The organism is Rhodococcoides kyotonense, from assembly GCF_001645385.1.
GTDB classification, from domain to species: Bacteria; Actinomycetota; Actinomycetes; order Mycobacteriales; family Mycobacteriaceae; genus Rhodococcoides; species Rhodococcoides kyotonensis_B.
The window spans coordinates 1-19,506 of the sequence record NZ_LVHI01000011.1; the positions used below are offsets into that span (position 1 = coordinate 1).

Annotated in this window: 21 protein-coding genes; 14 read left to right on the top strand and 7 right to left on the bottom strand. The window is 65.4% G+C overall.

Annotation, left to right across the window (positions count from 1 at the left end; all coding sequences use genetic code 11):
- Positions 1-176 precede the first annotated feature (176 nt).
- The 8 genes from sfnG (at position 177) to A3K89_RS07665 (ending at position 10,870) form a co-directional block, all read left to right on the top strand.
- A complete protein-coding gene (sfnG, locus tag A3K89_RS07630) occupies positions 177-1,289 on the top strand; it encodes a dimethylsulfone monooxygenase SfnG (RefSeq protein ID WP_068423862.1) in 1,113 nt (370 codons plus the stop codon).
- A gap of 82 nt (positions 1,290-1,371) precedes the next feature.
- Positions 1,372-2,568 (top strand): DUF5336 domain-containing protein, encoded by a 1,197-nt coding sequence (locus tag A3K89_RS07635; protein WP_068423864.1) that lies wholly within the window; start codon positions 1,372-1,374, stop codon positions 2,566-2,568.
- Between the two features lie 139 nt (positions 2,569-2,707).
- On the top strand, positions 2,708-4,240 hold the full coding sequence (locus tag A3K89_RS07640; RefSeq protein ID WP_068423865.1) for a cell division protein PerM: 1,533 nt from the start codon (positions 2,708-2,710) through the stop codon (positions 4,238-4,240).
- 115 nt (positions 4,241-4,355) lie between these two features.
- Entirely contained in the window at positions 4,356-4,976 is a 621-nt protein-coding gene (purN, locus tag A3K89_RS07645; protein WP_068424015.1) for a phosphoribosylglycinamide formyltransferase, read from the top strand.
- Positions 4,973-6,523 (top strand): bifunctional phosphoribosylaminoimidazolecarboxamide formyltransferase/IMP cyclohydrolase, encoded by a 1,551-nt coding sequence (gene purH, locus A3K89_RS07650; RefSeq protein ID WP_068423867.1) that lies wholly within the window; start codon positions 4,973-4,975, stop codon positions 6,521-6,523. The genes purN and purH overlap by 4 nt, the downstream gene beginning before the upstream one ends.
- 148 nt (positions 6,524-6,671) lie before the next feature.
- Positions 6,672-7,514: a hypothetical protein gene (locus A3K89_RS07655; protein ID WP_068423868.1), complete on the top strand. Its 843-nt coding sequence runs from the start codon at positions 6,672-6,674 to the stop codon at positions 7,512-7,514.
- Positions 7,515-7,535: 21 nt separating this feature from the next.
- Positions 7,536-8,921, top strand: a complete 1,386-nt coding sequence (locus A3K89_RS07660) for a sigma 54-interacting transcriptional regulator (protein ID WP_068423869.1) — start codon at positions 7,536-7,538, stop codon at positions 8,919-8,921.
- Complete coding sequence (locus A3K89_RS07665; RefSeq protein ID WP_068423870.1) at positions 8,921-10,870, top strand: vWA domain-containing protein; 1,950 nt, start codon at positions 8,921-8,923, stop codon at positions 10,868-10,870. The genes A3K89_RS07660 and A3K89_RS07665 overlap by 1 nt, the downstream gene beginning before the upstream one ends.
- Before the next feature lie 4 nt (positions 10,871-10,874).
- On the opposite strand, the gene A3K89_RS07670 is transcribed toward A3K89_RS07665, so the two are convergent.
- The 7 genes from A3K89_RS07670 to rpmB all read right to left on the bottom strand — a co-directional run bounded on the left by A3K89_RS07670 (position 10,875) and on the right by rpmB (position 13,982).
- Complete coding sequence (locus A3K89_RS07670) at positions 10,875-11,432, bottom strand: DUF1707 SHOCT-like domain-containing protein (protein ID WP_068423872.1); 558 nt, start codon at positions 11,430-11,432, stop codon at positions 10,875-10,877.
- A gap of 14 nt (positions 11,433-11,446) precedes the next feature.
- Positions 11,447-11,908: a hypothetical protein gene (locus tag A3K89_RS07675; protein WP_068423873.1), complete on the bottom strand. Its 462-nt coding sequence runs from the start codon at positions 11,906-11,908 to the stop codon at positions 11,447-11,449.
- A gap of 56 nt (positions 11,909-11,964) precedes the next feature.
- Positions 11,965-12,888, bottom strand: coding sequence for an AEC family transporter (locus A3K89_RS07680; RefSeq protein ID WP_068423874.1), 924 nt, complete (start codon positions 12,886-12,888; stop codon positions 11,965-11,967).
- A gap of 113 nt (positions 12,889-13,001) precedes the next feature.
- Positions 13,002-13,256 carry a 30S ribosomal protein S18 gene (gene rpsR / locus A3K89_RS07685; RefSeq protein ID WP_008719028.1) on the bottom strand — a complete coding sequence of 85 codons (255 nt, stop codon included), beginning with the start codon at positions 13,254-13,256 and terminating at the stop codon, positions 13,002-13,004.
- Positions 13,257-13,270: 14 nt separating this feature from the next.
- Complete coding sequence (gene rpsN / locus A3K89_RS07690; RefSeq protein ID WP_068423876.1) at positions 13,271-13,576, bottom strand: 30S ribosomal protein S14; 306 nt, start codon at positions 13,574-13,576, stop codon at positions 13,271-13,273.
- A gap of 2 nt (positions 13,577-13,578) precedes the next feature.
- Complete coding sequence (gene rpmG / locus A3K89_RS07695; RefSeq protein WP_174551391.1) at positions 13,579-13,749, bottom strand: 50S ribosomal protein L33; 171 nt, start codon at positions 13,747-13,749, stop codon at positions 13,579-13,581.
- Complete coding sequence (gene rpmB, locus A3K89_RS07700) at positions 13,746-13,982, bottom strand: 50S ribosomal protein L28 (RefSeq protein ID WP_019664486.1); 237 nt, start codon at positions 13,980-13,982, stop codon at positions 13,746-13,748. The genes rpmG and rpmB overlap by 4 nt, the downstream gene beginning before the upstream one ends.
- Before the next feature lie 110 nt (positions 13,983-14,092).
- On the opposite strand from rpmB, the gene mrf reads away from it, so the two are divergent.
- From mrf to A3K89_RS07725, 6 genes are all read left to right on the top strand, one after another.
- Positions 14,093-15,343, top strand: coding sequence for a ribosome hibernation factor-recruiting GTPase MRF (gene mrf / locus A3K89_RS07705; protein WP_068424017.1), 1,251 nt, complete (start codon positions 14,093-14,095; stop codon positions 15,341-15,343).
- Entirely contained in the window at positions 15,340-15,600 is a 261-nt protein-coding gene (locus tag A3K89_RS07710) for a type B 50S ribosomal protein L31 (RefSeq protein WP_068423879.1), read from the top strand. Before mrf ends, A3K89_RS07710 begins: the two co-directional genes overlap by 4 nt.
- Positions 15,601-15,603: 3 nt before the next feature.
- Positions 15,604-15,768 (top strand): 50S ribosomal protein L32, encoded by a 165-nt coding sequence (rpmF, locus tag A3K89_RS25350; RefSeq protein WP_084423653.1) that lies wholly within the window; start codon positions 15,604-15,606, stop codon positions 15,766-15,768.
- 220 nt (positions 15,769-15,988) lie between these two features.
- Positions 15,989-17,050 carry a VIT1/CCC1 transporter family protein gene (locus A3K89_RS07715; protein WP_068423880.1) on the top strand — a complete coding sequence of 354 codons (1,062 nt, stop codon included), beginning with the start codon at positions 15,989-15,991 and terminating at the stop codon, positions 17,048-17,050.
- A gap of 45 nt (positions 17,051-17,095) precedes the next feature.
- The gene (locus tag A3K89_RS07720) at positions 17,096-18,238 is read left to right on the top strand and encodes a lipase family protein (RefSeq protein ID WP_068423881.1); all 1,143 of its coding nucleotides are present in this window, start codon (positions 17,096-17,098) and stop codon (positions 18,236-18,238) included.
- A 35-nt stretch (positions 18,239-18,273) separates the two neighbouring features.
- Entirely contained in the window at positions 18,274-19,455 is a 1,182-nt protein-coding gene (locus A3K89_RS07725) for an RtcB family protein (protein WP_068423882.1), read from the top strand.
- The last annotated feature ends 51 nt before the right edge of the window (positions 19,456-19,506 follow it).

Sequence of the window (19,506 nt, forward strand, 5' to 3'; positions counted from 1 at the left end):
CCCCCGAACCCGCGCCTACCGCGACAAACGACTCGCCCAAGGCAAAAGCAAACGCGACATCATCCGCTGCCTCAAACGAGCCGTCGCCCGCGAAATGTTCCAACTACTCACACAGAAAATCCGCAGTTGACACTCATAGGAGCATCACGGGTGGCGCAGCCGCACCAAGGAGAGACATGAGCACCGAAAAAATCGCCGACGCAATCAAATTCGCCTATTGGGTCCCGAACGTCAGTGGCGGACTGGTCACCAGCGACATCGAGCAGCGCACCAGCTGGGACTACGAATACAACAAGAAGCTGGCGCAGACCGCGGAGAACAACGGCTTCGAGTACGCGCTGAGTCAGGTGCGCTACGAGGCGAGTTACGGCGCCGAATATCAGCACGAATCGACGAGTTTCAGCCTCGCGCTGTTGCTCGCCACGGAACGGCTCAAGGTCATCGCCGCCGTCCATCCGGGACTGTGGCAGCCGGGCGTTCTCGCCAAGCTCGGTGCGACGGCGGACCATCTGTCCGGTGGGCGCTTCGCCGTGAACGTCGTGAGTGGCTGGTTCAAGGACGAATTCACTCACCTCGGCGAGCCCTGGCTCGAACACGACGAGCGGTACCGGCGCAGCGCCGAATTCCTCCAGGTGCTGCGCAAGATCTGGACCGAGGACGACGTCGACTTCCGCGGCGACTTCTACCGGATCCACGACTTCACGTTGAAGCCGAAACCGCTGAACACGCCGGAGCGGCCCAATCCCGAACTGTTCCAGGGCGGCAATTCGACTGCAGCGCAGGAGAACGCGGGACGCTACTCCGACTGGTACTTCAGCAACGGTAAGGATTTCGACGGCGTCACCGAGCAACTCGACAACATTCGACGCGTCGCTCGCGAACATGATCGCGAGGTCAAGTTCGGCCTCAACGGATTCATCATCGCTCGCGACACGGAGAAGGAAGCGAAGGACACTCTGCGGGAAATCGTCGACAAGGCGAACCGCCCCGCGGTCGAAGGCTTCAGAAATGCTGTGCAGCAAGCGGGTTCGTCGACGTCCGACGGCAAGGGGATGTGGTCGGACTCGTCGTTCGACGATCTCGTGCAGTACAACGACGGATTCCGCAGTCAGTTGATCGGGACGCCGGAACAGGTGGCGGAACGCATCGTCGAATATCGCCGACGCGGAGTCGACCTGATTCTGGGCGGTTTCCTGCACTTTCAGGAAGAGATCGAGTACTTCGGAGCGAAAGTTCTGCCGTTGGTACGAGAGTTGGAGAAGGCGTCGACCTTGGTGGATGCGCACTGACTTCTCGACGGCGATACACCGTGTCGGGTCCGTAGACTAGTTTGGTCTACGGACCCGATCTTTCGTTTTCGAGGAGTGTGTCATGACTTATTCACCCGAGGGCCCAGGCTCTGGTGGCGCCGGTTCACCCGGATACGGATCGGGTGGATACGGCGGCTACGGATCGACGCCGGGTTCGACGCCTCAGCAGAACACGCCGGAATCCCAGCACGGCCAGTCCCCGTACGGCCAGCAGTCCCCGTATTCACCGCCTTCCTACGGGCAGTCGCAGCAGCCCGGGCAGGGGCAGTACTCGCAGAACCCGTACGCGCAGGGTCAGTACCCGGGTCAGCCGGGGCAACAGAATCAGACCGGCCAGCCGTCGCAGCCGTCGCAGCCCGGGTCGTACAACCCAGTTCTCGCCGCAGCCAAGGCGTCGCCGCTGCCGCGCATCCTGACCCTCGTGGTCGTTGCGTTCGGCATCGTCAACCTGTTCGCGGGTCTCGCGGGGCAGTACTCGGCGTTCGACATCGCGAACAACTTCTTCCTTCCGGGCAACGGTGATCCGACGTCAATCGCGTTGCTGCTCGCGTCCGGCCTCGTCGCCGCCGTCGGACTGCTGCCGAAGCAGCCGAACACGCTGGGCATCGCGACGGCATTGGCATTCTCCGGGTGGCTCGTCCTGGTGTTCCAGGCCTTCAATGTCGACACCGGCAGTGGCGTCGGCAGCTCCATCGGTCTCGGGGCAGGCGCGATCACCGTGCTGGTGTTCGGCTTCCTGCAGACCGCCGCTGCTCTCGCCGCAACTCTGTTCGCGGCGGACATCCTGAAAGCGCCTGCGGCCAAGCCTGTTTCGTACGGCCAACAGAATCCGTTCCAGGGATACGGTCAGCAGAATCAAGGTCAGAACCCTCAGCCGCAGAATCCGCAGGGCTACGGCTACGGTCAGGCGCCTCAGTCCTACGGCTCGTCGAGCCAGGGTGGCGGGTACACCCCGCCGACCTACAGCGGTCCGTCCGGCACGCAGAACGCCACGGGCGGCCTCGGCTATCCGGTCGGCCAGTCGAAGAGCGAGTCCGGGTCAAGCGGGCTCACCGGACCTGCGGGACAGAATTCCCCGTACAGCCAATACCAGTACGGCCAGCCGCCGGTCGGCGCATCCGGCCAGGGTGCAGCTCAGCATGCGGTTCCGTCGGAGTCGCACACCGAGCGCGAGGAGGAGTCGTCCTCCGAGCAGGCTCCGTACAGTGCCCCGACTCAGGCATTCGGGACCACACCGGACAAGGACGACCAGAAGTAGGCGGGAGTGGAGCCTGCAGGAACGACCAGAAGTAGGCGGGAGTGGAGCCTGCAGAAACGACCAGAGGTGGGCGGCAGAACAGGTAGGTGTCGGCGCGCCTGAGTGACCGGCTCGTCGGTTGGTGCAACGCTCGTATGCGATGAGCGCTCTACTGAACGACGAGAAGCGGCGGGCCCCTCGTACGCCCCGCGCGCCCAAGCGGGCACCGCTGCTGACACCGGACGAATCCCGGCTGCTGGTGCGGATCGGCTTCCGAAAGCCCGGGGTACTGATCGCAGTGATCGCTGCGGTGGTTCTGATCACGCTGGTGTCCGCCAACAGCGAGTTGACGGGCACGTTCGGTGCCATTGCGGGCATGTGGTTCGCGGTCCACCAGGTTCCGATGACCATCGGAGGTACTGCGCTCGGGGTGCTGCCCCTGTTGCCGACGCTCGTGCTCATGACGACCGTGGCGCGCGGCGTCGCTGCGGCGGTCGGCGAGTCGACGTCGCGCCGGACACTGTCGATGATCGGCGGTGCCGCCGTTCTGGGGCCGGTGTCGGTCACGGCGGTAGCACTCGCCGTCGCAGCCGACGCGTCGAGAACCATCGGGCTGTCGAGCCCGAATGCGCTACTCGCGTTCGTCTGGGTCGCGGCCGTCCACGGAATCGCCGCGGGCATCGGCATCGCCATGGGAACGTGGCACCTCGACGTCACCGGCGCGCTTCCCGAATGGGTTCGAAGCACACTGCGCCCGATGCTGCGCGCGGCGATGGTTCTGGTCGCAGGCGCGGCCGGCATCGTGCTCGCGTCGATGCTGGCGTCGTGGTCGACGACCGAGATGCTGTTGACCGCGGGCAACGGATTCGTCGGTGTCCTCGGCCTGACCGTCCTGTCGATTCTCTATCTTCCGAACGTCGTACTGGGCGCGCTTGCCGTCGCGGTCGGATCCGAAGCGCAAGTCGGCGACGTCGTCGTCAGCTTCTTCGCCACGACCGGGGGACCGGTTCCGCCTTTGCCGGTGCTGTCCGTCCTGCCCGAGGGACCTGCGCAGAGCATCTGGTTCCTGATGCTGGTGGTGCCGCTGACGGCGGGAATTCTGCTCGGCAGGGATTGTGCGCACCGGACCGTCGACCTGCACTACGCACTGTCGTCAGTGTGGCTCGGGTCGGCGGTCGTCGGCGTCGCGACGCTTCTGCTCGGGGTTGCGGCGGGCGGCAGTCTCGGAACGTTCGGGACGGTGCAGGTCACCGTCTGGTCGCTCGGTTTGCTGACGTTCGCCTGGCTCGCCGTCGTCGGTTCGGTGTCCGCGGCGATCACCGCCTGGCGTGGCGGCTCGAAGCAGCCGGCCGTCGACGCCGAGCCCGAGCCGGCGCGCACGGACGAGCCGGTTGCCGCCATCGCCGCCCCCGTCGTCCACGAGGAACGCGCGGTCGATGCCGAGGTCGTTGCGGAAGCCGACGCAGTTCCGTCGAAGGACACCGCCTTGTCGAAAGACGCAGCCTCGTCGCAGGACGAGGAGAACGTCGTCGAAGCAGAGGTCGTCGAGGCCGAAGTCTTCGAAGAGCGGGCCGCGGAGGAGACTCCCGAGCAGGCTTCGGAGGACCCCGTTGCCGCCGATCCCGAGGTCGTGGAGGCGGAGACGACCGAGGATGTGGACGCGCCGTCGAGCTCGGACGTACCCGAGAAGTGAGCGTCGACGAAACCCGACCTGCCTGAGAACGCTGCATACCGCAGCGACTACGCTCCTGAGTGGCCCCGGTACCGACACGACCGGGCGTCCCCCGACGAAACCCAGGAGAACTGCGCTGACAGCCACACGCGTGCACCCAGCACGAGTCGTCGTCCTCGCCTCGGGGACGGGCTCGCTGTTGAAGGCACTCATCGACGCGGCGCAGGGCGACTACCCGGCACGGATCGTGGCCGTCGGCGTCGACCGTGATTGCGACGCGGCCCGGCACGCGCACACCGCTGGAATCGAGCATGTCCGCGTCGGCCTACGCGACTACGCGGACCGCGCCGAATGGGACGCGGCCCTCGCGGAGATCGTCGCGAAGTACGAGCCGGATCTGGTCGTCACCGCAGGTTTCATGAAGATTCTCGGACCGCGATTTCTCGACGCGTTCGCCGGCCGCATCGTCAACACGCACCCGGCGTTGCTGCCGTCGTTCCCGGGCGCGCACGCGGTACGTGACGCGCTGGAGCACGGCGTCAAACTGACCGGGTCGACGGTCCACCTGGTCGATGCCGGTGTCGATACCGGGCCCATCCTGGCTCAGGAAGCCGTGCCCGTGCAGGAGGGCGACGACGAAGCGTCGCTGCACGAGCGAATCAAGACTGTGGAACGCAGGTTGTTGGTCGAGGTGATCGCGGCCGTCGCTACCCGAGGTGTTGTCTCCGATGGACGAAAGGCTCAGATAAGGCGATGAGTGAACGTAAAGCAGTGCGGCGTGCGCTGGTCAGTGTCTACGACAAGACGGGACTGATCGAGCTCGCCACCGGCTTGCACGAGGCGGGCGTCGCTCTGGTCTCCACCGGATCGACGGCGTCGAAGATCGCCGACGCGGGCATCCCGGTCACCAAGGTCGAGGATCTCACCGGTTTCCCGGAGACGCTCGACGGCCGCGTCAAGACGCTGCACCCGCGCGTGCATGCGGGCGTGCTGGCGGACACGCGTCGTCCGGAGCATCTGCAGCAGCTCGAGGAGCTGGGTGTCGAGGCGTTCGAACTCGTCGTCGTCAACCTGTACCCGTTCACGGAGACGGTCGCCAGTGGCGCGACGCCCGACGAGTGCGTCGAGCAGATCGACATCGGCGGTCCGTCGATGGTGCGTGCCGCCGCGAAGAACCACCCGTCGGTGGCCGTCGTCGTCGACCCTGCTCGGTACGCCGATGTGCTGGACGCCGTCAAGGGTGGCGGTTTCACGCTGGCCGAGCGCACTTCGCTTGCGGCACAGGCTTTTCAGCACACCGCCTCCTACGACGTTGCCGTGGCCTCGTGGATGAGCAGCACTCTCGTCGAATCCGATTCGCAGTTCCCCGAGTGGCTCGGCGGAACCTGGGAGCGCTCGGCAGTGCTGCGGTACGGCGAGAACCCGCATCAGGCTGCCGCGCTGTACGTTTCACCGTCGAACGACGGCATCGCGCAGGCCGAGCAGTTGCACGGTAAAGAGATGTCGTACAACAACTTCACCGATGCCGACGCCGCATGGCGCGCCGCGTTCGATCACGACGCTCCCGCTGTCGCGATCATCAAGCACGCCAACCCCTGTGGCATCGCCGTCGGCGCGGACATCGCCGAGGCGCACCGCAAGGCGCACGCATGCGACCCCGTCAGTGCCTACGGCGGCGTCATCGCGGCCAACCGCGAGATCACCGTCGAGATGGCCGAACAGGTCGCCGAGATCTTCACCGAGGTCGTCGTCGCCCCGGCGTACGCCGACGGTGCACTCGGAGTTCTGCAGCGCAAGAAGAACGTTCGCGTTCTGCTGGCCACGCCGCCGTCCGCCGGTGGAGTCGAGCTCAAGCCGATCTCGGGTGGCACCCTGCTGCAGGAGCGGGACGCGATCGACGCCGACGGAGACAACCCCGCGAACTGGACCCTCGCTGCCGGCGAGCCCGCGGACGCCGAGACCCTGAAGGATCTCGAATTCGCTTGGCGCGCAGGACGAGCCGTCAAGTCGAACGCTATTCTGTTGGCGAAGGACGGCGCCTCGGTCGGCGTCGGTATGGGTCAGGTCAACCGCGTCGACGCCGCTCACCTGGCTGTCCAGCGCGCGGGTGATCGGGTGGCAGGCTCGGTTGCGTCGTCGGACGCGTTCTTCCCGTTCCCCGACGGCCTCCAGGTGCTGCTGACCGCAGGCGTCAAGGCCGTCGTTCAGCCCGGCGGATCCGTCCGCGACAACGAGGTCATCGCAGCAGCGCAGGATGCCGGTGTGACGCTGTACCTCACGGGTTCGCGGCACTTCGCGCACTAGGTTTCACGCCGAGTCCGCACTCATGCAGCCGAATACACCATATTCTTCTGCATAAGTGCGGATTCGCCTGTTTGTGGATAACTGATCGCGCTATCCACATTCTTTCTCCGGCGCGTTTTCGAGACCATTTCGTTGACATCGTCGGCGAGTGCAACTCGACCATCCATTCCGGGGATCCCAGGCTGTTCGCGACGGTCTCCTGACGCGTCACGCGCTCGCCGCCGACTTCCAGCGCGTCTACCGCGATGTGTACGTTCCGAAGGCAGTCGAGATCGACGCGGTCGTCAAAGCCCGTGCAGCACAGGTGTTCGCGGGCGACGACGCAATAATCTGCGGACTGTCGGCGTCTGCAGTGCACGGGGCGAAATGGATCGATGCGCGCGAACCGGCGGAACTGATCTGGCCCCGGCGAAAGCGGCAGCTCGACGGGATTCTCGTTCGCTACGATTCGCTCGCGGATGCCGACGTCACGTCACTCGGCGACATGACGCTGACCACCGTTCCTCGCACGATGTTCGATCTTGCACGTCGGTTGCCCCGACTCCGCGCTCTCCAGTCGGTCGACGCGTTGGCGAATGCGAGTGGTGTTTCGGTCGGCGAAGCACAAGAGCTGGTCCGGACGAATCCGGGAGTACGGGGCGTCACCCGCGCGGCGGAGGTGCTGAGCCTGGCCGACGGGGGTGCGGAGTCTCCCCAGGAGACCCGGGTCCGACTGTTGCTTCTCGATGCAGGACTCCCACGGCCGGAAACCCGTGTCCGCATTCGTGACGAGTTCGGTCACGTGTTCGCGTGCTGCGACCTGGGGTGGAGTCGGTGGAAGGTCGCGGTGGTGTACGACGGTTCACCCCACCGGACGCGGGAGCGGATCGACCGAATCGACGAGGTCGACTGGGCCGTCGTGCGCGTCGACTCCGATCAGCTGAAGTTGCGGCCGTTCGCCGTTGTCGAGCGGGTCCGGGCGACGCTGCGCGCAGCAGGGGCACCGGTATGACGACCGGCGTACTTTGAAGAAGTGACCTCTACCAAACCTGGCATCACTACCGTCGGCGAGTTGCGCGCGTCCGGACACGTGCAGCGTTCGGTCAAGGAAGAACTCCGGGACAATCTGCTCGAGGCGCTTCGGGAGGGCAAGAACGCGTGGCCGGGAATCCTCGGATTCGACAGGACGGTCCTGCCCCAGCTCGAGCGAGCCATTCTTGCTGGTCACGATGTCGTGCTGCTCGGTGAACGCGGGCAGGGCAAGACGAGGCTGCTCAGAACACTCAACCTTCTGCTCGACGAGTGGGCACCCGTCATCGCGGGCTCGGAACTCGGTGAGCATCCCTACGATCCCATCACCCCGGCCAGCATCCGCCGGGCGCGAGAGCTGGGCGACGACCTCGACGTCGAGTGGCGTCACCGCAGCGAGCGCTATGCCGAGAAATTGGCGACGCCCGACACGTCGGTGGCCGACCTGGTCGGCGACGTGGACCCGGTGAAGGTGGCGGAAGGCCGCAGCCTGGGTGATCCCGAGACCATCCACTTCGGCCTCGTGCCGCGCAGCCACCGTGGCATCGTGGCGATCAACGAGTTGCCCGACCTGGCCGAACGCATTCAGGTGTCGTTGCTCAACGTCATGGAGGAGCGCGACATCCAGGTCCGCGGCTACACGCTGCGACTTCCGCTCGACGTGGTTCTCGTCGCCAGCGCCAATCCCGAGGACTACACCAACCGCGGACGCATCATCACCCCGCTGAAGGATCGATTCGGCGCCGAGATCCGTACCCACTACCCACACGCGTTGGACGACGAGGTCTCCGTCATCGAGCAGGAGGCGAACCTCCCGGCGACCGTGCCGTCGTATCTGCTCGAGGTGTTGGCCCGATTCACCCGATTGGTGCGCGAGTCGCCGTCGGTCGATCAGCGGTCCGGTGTGTCGGCTCGCTTCGCGATCGCGGCCGCCGAGACCATCGCCGCCGCTGCCGTGCATCGCTCCGCAGTCCTCGGCGAAGCCGACGCCGTGGCGCGACCTGTCGACCTCGGCACCGTCATCGAGGTGTTGCGCGGCAAGGTCGAATTCGAATCCGGAGAAGAAGGCCGCGAGGTCGAGGTGCTCGAGCATCTGCTGCGACGCGCGACTGCGGATACCGTCCGCGACCGGCTCGGCGGAATCAATCTGGCGCCCTTGGTCACCGCGATCGAGGACGGTGAGCCCGTCGTCACCGGTGATCGCATCGCGGCCAAGACGTTGATCGCCGAACTGCCCGACCTCGAGGTGCTGCAGGAGATCGACGAGCGCCTCCACGCGAAATCCGACGGCGAACGGGCGTCGGCCACCGAATTGGCGTTGGAGGGGCTGTATTTGGCGCGCCGAATCGCGAAAGATCCCGACGACGACGGACAGACGGTGTACAGCTGATGCCCGCCAGCAGATACGGGAGATACCACGGGGGCCCTGATCCGCTGGCCCCACCGGTGGATCTACGCGAGGCGCTCGACGCGATCGGTAACGACGTGCTCGAGGGGTCGTCGCCGCGTCGGGCGATGCAGGAGATGCTCCGACGCGGCACTCAGAACATGCGCGGACTCGACGATCTCGCGGCAGATGCGCACCGTCGTCGACGAGATCTGTTGCGCAAGAACAATCTCGACGGAACCTTGCAGGAAGTCCGTGAGTTGCTCGACAAGGCGGTACTCGAAGAACGCAAGGCCCTCGCGCGGGCACTCGACGACGACGCACGGTTCCAGGAGATGCAGATCGGCGATCTGTCGCCGTCGACAGCGCAAGCGGTGCAGGAGCTTTCGGACTACGAGTGGCGGTCGTCGGAGGCTCGCGAGAACTACGAGAAGATCAAGGACCTGCTCGGACGCGAGATGCTGGACCAGCGCTTCGCGGGAATGAAGAAGGCGCTCGAAGGGGCGACGGACGAAGACCGTCAAGCCATCAGCGACATGCTGAAAGACTTGAATTCGCTTCTCGACGCGCACAATAGGGGCGAGGACACCGACCGGCAGTTCGACGATTTCATGCGCAAACACGGTCAGCATTTCCCGGAAAATCCATCGAGCATCGACGAGCTTCTCGACGCGTTGGCCCAGCGCGCGGCAGCAGCTCAGCGGCTGCGAAATTCCCTGAGCCCCGAGCAGCGGGCCGAGCTGGATGCGTTGGCGCAGCAGGCCTTCGGAGACGCCGACCTGCTGAGCCAGCTCGACCAATTGGATCAGAACCTGCAGCAGGCACGTCCCGGTGAGGACTGGGACGGTTCGCAGAACTTCCGCGGCGAGAACGGCATGGGACTCGGTGACGGCACCGGCGCACTGCAGGACATCGCGGAGCTCGAGAACCTCGGCAACCAGTTGTCGCAGCAGTACAACGGGGCCGCGCTCGACGACATCGACGCGGAGTCGCTCCTCCGTCAGCTGGGGCCGGAGGCCGCGGCCGATGCGAAGATGCTGTCCGATCTCGAAAAGGCGCTGCAGCAGCAGGGTTTCATGGACAAGGGCAGCGACGGTCAGTGGCGACTGTCCCCGAAGGCGATGCGTCAACTCGGCCAGTCCGCACTGCGTGACGTCGCCGGCAAGATTTCCCGACGCGGCGGCGAGCGAGACACACGCAAGGCCGGCGCGATGGGAGAGCCGACGGGGGCGTCGCGGACGTGGGAGTTCGGGGACACCGAACCGTGGGACGTGACGCGGACGGTGGGCAACGCGGTGCTCAGGACGGCCGCGGAGGGTTCGACGTTCCCGGTTCGGTTGCAGGTCACCGACGTCGAGATCAGCGAAACCGAGACGCGCACGCAGGCAGCCGTGGCGTTGCTCGTCGACACGTCGTTCTCGATGGTCATGGACGGACGTTGGGTGCCGATGAAGCGCACTGCGCTGGCATTGAATCACCTTGTCGGTACCCGCTTTCGGGGTGACGATCTTCAGCTGATCGGATTCGGCAGGCACGCGCAGAAGCTGACGGCGTCGGAGTTGGCCGGTCTCGACGGCGCCTATGACCAGGGCACAAATCTGCATCATGCCCTGCTGCTCGCGGGTAGGCATCTGCGTCGCCATCCGAATGCGCAACCCGTCGTGTTGATCGTGACCGACGGGGAGCCGACGGCCCACCTCGAGCCGGACGGTCACGCGTTCTTCGACTATCCGCCGCATCCACGGACGCTCGGGCTGACGGTGCGGGAGCTCGATACCATCGCGAAACTCGGTGCGCAGGTGACGATCTTCCGGCTCGGCGACGATCCGGGGCTCGCGCGAGTGGTCGACCGAATGGCCGAGCGCGTGGGCGGACGCGTCATCGCACCGGATCTCGACGGGCTCGGTGCCGCCGTGGTCAGCGACTACCTGAAGCGGCGGAGGAAGTCGTGACGCGTCAGTCCTCGACCTTGATCTCGACGCCACCCCAGAACGCGAAACCGGTGACGACGACGAGCGGCGCACCGGGCTGACCGACCTGGCTGAGGTGGTCGAAGCCGCCCATGATCCCAGCCCCGCGGACCTCGACGCGGATGGTCGACGGCACGGTGATCTCGATACCGCCCATGATGGCGATGCAGTTGATGGTCGCCTCGGGGGCGCTGAACCGCGCTCGTCGCAGGTCTATTTCACCGCCGCCCCAGAATGCGACGGCGTCGACGCGTCTCGCCACGGTCCATTCGCCCTTGCGGGTGAAGCCGCTCATGATGGCGATGGCGCGGTCGTTCTCGGGGCCGTCCACCGGGCTCGGCGTCGTCAACGCGAGGTCGCCCGTCAGTACGTCAAGCTCGCCGTATGTCTTGGCCTTGTACGCGGCCGCGGTGCGTGCGTCGTACTCGGACAGGGAGAGTTGACCGTCGGCCAAGGCGTCGCTCAGAAGCTTGGCGACCAGAGCTCGGTCGGCGTCGGCCGCACGAACAGTGGCTCGGTGGTTGTCCGGGAGCTCATCGGTCACGACGAGCAGTTTACTCAGGCTGCGTTGACCACCGCTCGGTCACCGAGTGGCGATTGCAGCGTCATCTGCATGGTTCCGTAGACGGCGACCATGATGCACGACTTGTCTGCTGCCTCTGGAAGGGTGCCGGTCCGCAGAGCGATGACCACATGTGAGTCGGTCTCGGTGACCTGGGCTTCGGCGCCGTAGCACTCGGGAGTGCCCGTGACGAAATGGATGGCGATGGTGTTGGGGGAGACCTGACTCCACGACTCGAACGGCGTGGCCGTCGCGCGCACCAGACCGGGCGTCGAATCGAACATCGTGCCCACCTCGCCGACGGGGACCTCGATCGGAACCGGTGGTGCACTGGGGCTGTGCATGAGTCCTGCGGGTGCATTCGTGGGCCCGTCGGCATCCGCGTCGTCGGAGACCGCCTGGCTGCTACAGCCGCCGAGCAGGACGCACAGCATCAGTCCTGCAGCCACTTTCCTCATGCCACCAAGGTAGCGCCGAGAGCTGAGTACAACCTTTGAGCATGCATAAAGTCTGCTCAGGCAAGCAGTGCCGTCACGAGCGCGATGACCGGGATGGAGACGAGCGTCGTGACGAAGGCGGTATCCCTGGCCAGTACGACACCGCGGTTGTAACGGTGAGCGAAGACGAACACGTTCTGCGCGGTGGGAAGTGCAGAAATGACGGTGATCGCGAACAGCTCGTGGCCTTCGAGGCCCATGGCCAGAGCCATCAGGAACCCGAGCAGCGGCTGCAGAATCATCTTGAGCGACGACGCGATCACGACGTCGCGCCTAGGGCTGCTGCCCTTCTCCAGCACTCGTGTTCCGTACAGCGACAGTCCGAACGCCAGGAGCGCTCCGGGCACCGCGGCACCGCCGACGAGATCGAACGGCTGCATCAGCGCTTCCGGCAGCTCGATTCCGAAGACGGACAGCAGCAGGCCGGCAGCGCCCGCGAGGACGATGGGGTTCTTGAACGGCGTGACCACGATGTTCCGGATCGACGCCTTCTTGCCCATCGTCGACAGATCCAGAATCGTCAACGCGAGCGGCGAATACACCATGATCTGGAACAGCAGCAGCGGCGCGACGAAATTCGCGTCGCCGAGCACGAAGACCGCGATCGGAATTCCGAGGTTCGCGGCATTGACGTACGACGACGCAAGCCCGCCGATCGTCGCCTCGGGCACGTCACGTTTCAACACGAACTTGGCGACGACGAAGTAGATCGCGCCGACGGCGAGAGCTGTCACGCCCGCGACGACGAGAATCGGCGACAGGATGACCGACAGGTCCGACGTGGCGAGCGTGACGAACAGCAGCGACGGAGTGGCGACGTAGAAGACGAGCCGGCTGAGCACGAACTGACCGTGTGGGCCGAGAACCCCGAGACGCGCGAGCAGGTAGCCGAGCGCGATGACGATGAAGATGACCGTGAAACCCTCGAGTACTCCGGACATGAGGGCTACGGATCTCGTTTCTTCGCTTCGTCTACAGTGCGAGCCAACTCTAGTGCTTACACAGAAAGGCCACGCACCCGAGGAGGGTGCGTGGCCTTTCCGGTGTGAACGATCTAGCGGCTGGTGAAGGGCAGCAGTGCCATCTCACGAGCATTCTTGACCGCGACGGCAACCTGACGCTGCTGCTGCGGGGTCAGGCCGGTGACGCGGCGGCTGCGGATCTTGCCGCGGTCGGAGATGAACTGACGAAGGAGGTTGATGTCCTTGTAGTCCACCGTGGTGACCTTGGCGGCGTTCAGCGGGTTCTTCTTGGGTCGACGGCCTGCCTCGGCGCGGACCTTCTTCGACGGTGCTCTCTTGACTGCCATCTCTACCTTTTCCCTTACCAGCTCGACTTGTGGACGCCTGGCAGCTCCCCCCGGTGAGCCATCTCGCGCACCTTCACGCGTGACAGTCCGAATTTCCGGAGGTGACCGCGCGGACGTCCATCCGCAGCGTCACGATTGCGCAATCGTACCGGACTCGCGTCGCGTGGTAGACGCTGCAGTGCCGCCTGGGCCTCCGCGCGCTCGGAATCGGGTGTCGACGGCTTCCTGATCAGCTCCTTGAGCTCGGCGCGTCGGGCCGCGTAGCGGGCGACGACGAGCTTGCGCTGCTCGTTCTTCTCGATCTTCGACTTCTTCGCCATCGCTATCGCTCTTCCCTGAAGTCGACGTGCTTGCGGACGACCGGGTCGTACTTCTTCAGCACGACGCGGTCGGGATCGTTGCGACGGTTCTTCCTGGTCACGTACGTGTATCCGGTCCCGGCCGTCGACTTGAGCTTGATGATCGGGCGGACGTCTGTGCTCTTGCCCATCAGAGTTTCTCCCCTCGTGCGACCAGCTTGGCGACGACCGCGTCGATGCCGTCACGGTCGATCGTCTTGATGCCTTTCGCCGACAACGTCAGCGTGACGCGTCGGCCCAGGCTCGGAACGAAGTACGTCTTCTTCTGGATGTTCGGGTCCCAGCGGCGGCTGGTCCTGACGTGGGAGTGCGAGACGGACTTACCGAATCCCGGCTTTCTCCCCGTCACCTGGCAGTGCGCGGACATGCGCGCTCCTCTCTTGCCGTTTATGACAATCGTTTTCGACAAAGCGTTGATTCGAATGTAGCGTGCAGCGAGAAGAAATGACAATCGTTGTCGAAAGAAGGGGTCTGCTCGTGGACGGTCGCACGCCACTCGTGCTCGTGTCCGGTTGGACGGGAGCCATGGAGGATGTGACGACGGCACTACTCGCGCCAGGAACCGTCGCCGTCCGTCACGACCTCGGCCGGGTCTACGAGGGCGTCGTCCGTCGCACTCTCTACGCGGCAGGGGAGGCTCCGCGTGAGACGATTCTCGAACTGGCACACGGCTGCGTGTCGTGCACGTTGCGCGAGGACCTGCTGCCGCTGCTGCGCGCCTTGTCCGCCCGCAGCTCGGTGCAGCGCATCGTGCTGGCGATGGATCCGGCGCTCGAACCGGAGGCGCTGTGCTGGGCGATCGAGAACGTCGTCGTCGCAGGCGTCGTCGGACAGATCGACGGACCTGCCGCGCGGGACGTGCGTATCTCCGCGGTCGTCGACTGTCTGGATGCCGCGACGTGGCTCGCCGACGCGACCGGTGACGACGCGCTGGCCGACCGGGGCATCGTCGCGAGCGGGGACGACGACCGTACCGTCGCGCAGGTGGTCGTCGGACAGGTCGATTACGCCGACGCGCTGGTCGTCTCGGCAGGCCCGGAGGTCGACGGCTGGGAACGCGCGAAACTGGCGGCCGTCCTCGCGCGTCTCGCACCCGGCGCACCGGTCGCGTGGGTCGGGCCGGGGGACACGCTCGACGTCGAAGCGCTCCTCACAGCGGTGCCGTTCGACGCGCGACGCGGAGAGATCACCGACGCCCATTCGCCGCTGCTACGCGGACAGCCGCCGCTGACGGCCGACTGCGGAGTCACGCTCGTCGAATTCGCTGCGACGCGCCCGTTCCATCCCGAACGTCTGCACGAGGCGATCGACGTTCTGCTCGACGGCGTCGTCACCGCCCGCGGGCGAGCCTGGGTCGCAACGCAACCCGACGAAGCGCTGTGGATCGAATCCGCGGGCGGGGGTCTGCGCGTCGCGAGTGCCGGAAAGTGGCTCGCCGCAATGACTCCCGAGGAACAGGAACAGGTCGGCACGATGCGTCGTGCGATGGCGGCGCTGCGGTGGGACGACGAGAACGGCGATCGCGACACCTCGCTCGTCGTGCTGGTGCATGCCGCCGACCCGTCGGAGATCGATCGAACTCTGCAGTGGGCTCTGGTGTCCGACGACGAGATGACCTCGCCCGACGAGTGGTCGTCCTGGACCGATCCGTTCGGGCAATTCCACGAGGACCCATGCGAGACAACAGAATCTCCGTACTCGGAGCAATCGAGAGAGGCGAAGGAATGAAGCAGGGAATTCACCCCGACTACCACCCGGTGGTCTTTCAGGACGCGGGCACGGGAAGTAAATTCCTGACCCGGTCCACCATCACGTCCACCCGCGAGATCGAATGGGAAGACGGCAACACCTACCCGCTCGTGATCGTCGACGTCACCAGCGAATCGCACCCCTTCTGGACCGGCGCCGCGCGCATCATGGACACCCAGGGTCGCGTCGAGAAGTTCGAGAAGCGCTACGGGCGCCGCACCCGAAAGGAAGCCTGAGCCATGGCCGTTCCGAAGAGAAAGATGTCCCGCTCCAACACGAGGAGCCGTCGGGCGCAGTGGAAAGCCGTCGCACCGGATCTCGTCACCGTCCGGGTAGGTGGGCAGGAGTTCAGGGTTCCTCGTCGATTGGTGAAGGCCGTGCAGACGGGTGTGTATACGCCGTAGTTTCGCCCGCCGGCCCCCCCTTTTTCGGCCCGCCCGCCCGCCCGGCCCGCCCCCTTTCGGACCGAAGGTGACATCTGGTCACTCCGAGTGACCGAGGGGCGCCCTCGCTGGAATCCGGGACCGGGCGCCGACCGGACCGAGGGCCTCCCTGGCTCACTTGGAGTGAGCAAGGGAGGCCTTCGGTCGTTCGCGGGTGTCCCGCCTGGGTACGTTGAGCGCTATGGCCGAACCTTCCGCGAAGGATGTCAAGAGGTGGCGACGCTATCTCGCCGACGAGCGTGCGGAGGCCGCCGTCTATCGCGACCTCGCGAGCCGACGCACCGGCGAGGAACGTGAGATCCTGCTCGCGCTGGCCGATGCCGAGGGTCGTCACGAGGAACATTGGCGACGGTTGCTCGGCGATCGCGTCGGGAAGTCGCAGCCGGGTAGTCGACGTACGCGACTTCTCGGCCTGCTGGCCAGGCGATTCGGTTCGGTGTTCGTGCTCGCGTTGGCGCAGCGCGCCGAGACACGGTCGCCGTACGCGTCGGATTCCGACGCCACCGACGCCATGACGGCCGACGAGCAGATTCACGCCGAGGTGGTGCGCGCGCTGGCGGCGCGTGGTCGCAACCGGCTGTCGGGAACGTTCCGCGCCGCGGTGTTCGGCGCGAACGACGGGCTCGTCAGCAACCTCGCGCTGGTGTTGGGCATCAGTGGAAGCGGAGTGTCGAACCATATCGTGCTGGTCACCGGCCTTGCCGGTCTGCTCGCCGGTGCACTGTCGATGGGCGCGGGCGAGTACGTATCCGTCCGCTCGCAGCGGGAGTTGTTGGAGGCGTCGTCGCCGGATCGGTCGGCGCGTGAAGCCGTCCAGCATCTCGACGTCGACGCGAACGAGCTCGCGCTGGTGTATCGCGCACGAGGAATGACGCCCGACGAGGCCGAAGCTCGCGCGTCCGAAGTGCTCAGGAATCTCGGTCCCGACGACGAGATGCAGTCGTCGGTCGATGCGCACGAAGCCGTCGGAACCGGCCTCGGGGCCGCGTCGGCCAGCTTCTGTTTCTTTGCATCGGGTGCAGTGATTCCGGTGCTTCCGTACCTGTTCGGCCTGGAAGGCTATGTGGCGCTGGTGGTTGCATCGGTGTTGGTGGGCATTGCTCTGTTGGGGACGGGAGCGGTGGTCGGTCTGTTGAGTGGAGGCCCGCCGGTCAAGCGTGCGTTGCGTCAGCTCGCGATCGGCTACGGAGCTGCTGGCGCGACCTATCTGCTGGGCATGGTGTTCGGCGGCGGTGCCGGATAACAAATCACGCGCCTTTTCGGGTCGACGCGCGTTACTGTCATTGCCATGTCGACTCTCTCTCGTTCGCTCGTCGCTGTCTGCGCGACCGCATCTCTGGTGTTCGCCGGGGCCACTACCGCATTCGCGGACGAGGTCGATCGGACGCCGGGCACCGTCGTCGCGGTCGAGGAGTTGGCACCGGAACTGTGGCTTCCCGGCACTGCCGAGGCCAAGCGCATCACGTACTGGACCGTCGGGTCGGACAATCGGCCCGCACTGAGCACCGGTGCGTTCTTCGTCCCCGAAGGCACTGCGCCCGAGGGTGGTTGGCCTGTCATCGGATGGGCGCATGGCACCTCGGGTGTCGACGACGCGTGCGCGCCCTCGTTGGTCGGCCCTGCCGATCCCGAGCGTGACCGACAGTACCTGGGGGCCTGGCTCGGACAGGGGTACGCCATCGCGGCGACGGATTACGTCGGCCTCGGGACACCGGGCATCATGCCGTATCTCGATGGCAAGGTCTCCGCGCACAGCGTCGTCGATTCGGTGAAGGCATCGCGAGCGGTCGACGCGTCCCTGTCCGACAAGTGGGTCGTCGTCGGCCAGTCGCAGGGCGGTGGCGCAGCGATCACAACGGCCCGCTACGCGACGGAATACGGTGGCCCCGAACTGGATTACCGCGGCGCCGTCGGCACCGGTGTTCCGGCGAACATCGAATTGGCATTGCTGCCACTGGGGCCCGGTGTGCTGCCGGTATCGGCCAGCAAAGCGCTGACGACGTATCTGCTGTACATCCTGTCCGGGCTGCGCGAGGCGCATCCGGAGGTCGACATCGACTCGTACCTCACCGAGGAAGGAAGGCGAGCAGTCGACAAGGCCGAAACGTTGTGCGTCATCGAGGCCGAGGAAGAGTTCGATGGCCTGGTGTCGGGTGATCTGTTCTCGAGACCGCTCAACCAGATTCCCAACTATTACGGCCTGCTCAACGACTACATGGGTGTGCCGACGAGTGGCTACGACCGACCGGTCTTCATCGGCCAAGGTCTGACCGACGTGGATGTGCCTGCGCCGGCGGCGCTTTCGCTTGTCGCCCAGATGAGACTGAACGGCCAAGACGTCCGTCTTCACACCTATCCCACCGACCACAGCGGTGCACTACTTCAGTCACAGGCGGATTCCATCCCGTTCGTGAAGCAACTGTTCGAATAGCGCCTCCTCCTCCGAGGGGGCTGAAAGGAAACATCATGCCCCCGAAGAAGGTGGGCTCGAAGCTGCTCAACTGGGCTTCCCACATCGAGGACAACACGCTTGCGCAGGCGCGGGAGACCGCGTCCATGCCCTTCGTGCATCCGCACGTCGCCCTGATGCCCGACGCGCACAGCGGTATGGGCAGTGCCGTCGGCACGGTCATCCCGACGCTCGGCGCGGTCATACCAGCGGCCGTCGGTGTCGACATCGGCTGCGGAATGATCGGTGTACGAACGGGATTCACCAAGTCAGACCTCGGGGACCGCAACCTCGCCGACCTCCGGGCGGCGATCGAGCGGGCTATCCCTGTGTCCATGGGCAACTACAACCGTGGATTCGACGTATGGGACTTCACCGCCTCGAAGCTCGCGGAGTTGGAGGGACTTGCCGAGGCCAACGGCGTCGATCTGTCGCACTCGCCGAAGTGGCGTGAGCAGCTTGGATCGTTGGGATCGGGCAACCACTTCCTCGAATTGTGTTTGGACACAACTGATTCTGTGTGGCTCTTTCTGCACAGCGGATCCAGGGGTGTCGGGAACAAGATCGCGAAGAAGCACATCGCGATTGCGCAGCGGTTGTGCAAGCAGTGGTGGATCGATCTGCCGAACAAGGACCTCGCCTACATTCCCGAGGGAGTGCCCGAATTCGGCCGGTACATCGAGGATTTGAAGTGGGCGCAGCGGTTCGCCTACCTCAACCGGGCCGAGATGATGGACCGGTTCGCTGTCGTCTTCGCCCAGTGGATGGGTGTCGACGATCACCACGAACTCGAGCGAATAAACTGCCATCACAACTACACCGTGAAGGAGAAGCACGGAAACAAGGACGTGTGGCTGACGCGTAAGGGCGCCGTCGATGCGCACGAGGGCGTCAAGGCGATGATCCCCGGCTCGATGGGGACGAGGTCGTACGTCGTCGTCGGCAAGGGGAGTGCCGCAGGTCTGTGCTCGGCGCCGCACGGCGCCGGACGGAGGTTCTCGCGGACCGAGGCGAGGAGGCGCTACACCGTCGAGGATCTGCGGAAGCGAATGGTAGGCATCGAATTTCGCGACGGCGAAGAGTTCGTTGACGAAATCCCCGACGCCTACAAGGACATCGACATCGTCATGGCCGACGCGGTCGATCTCGTCGACATCGAGCACGAGTTGCGGCAGATCCTGAATGTGAAGGGGACATAGCGCTTGAAAGCTCGGCGTCGGGCCGTCGCAAATTTACCCTCCTGTTGTGTG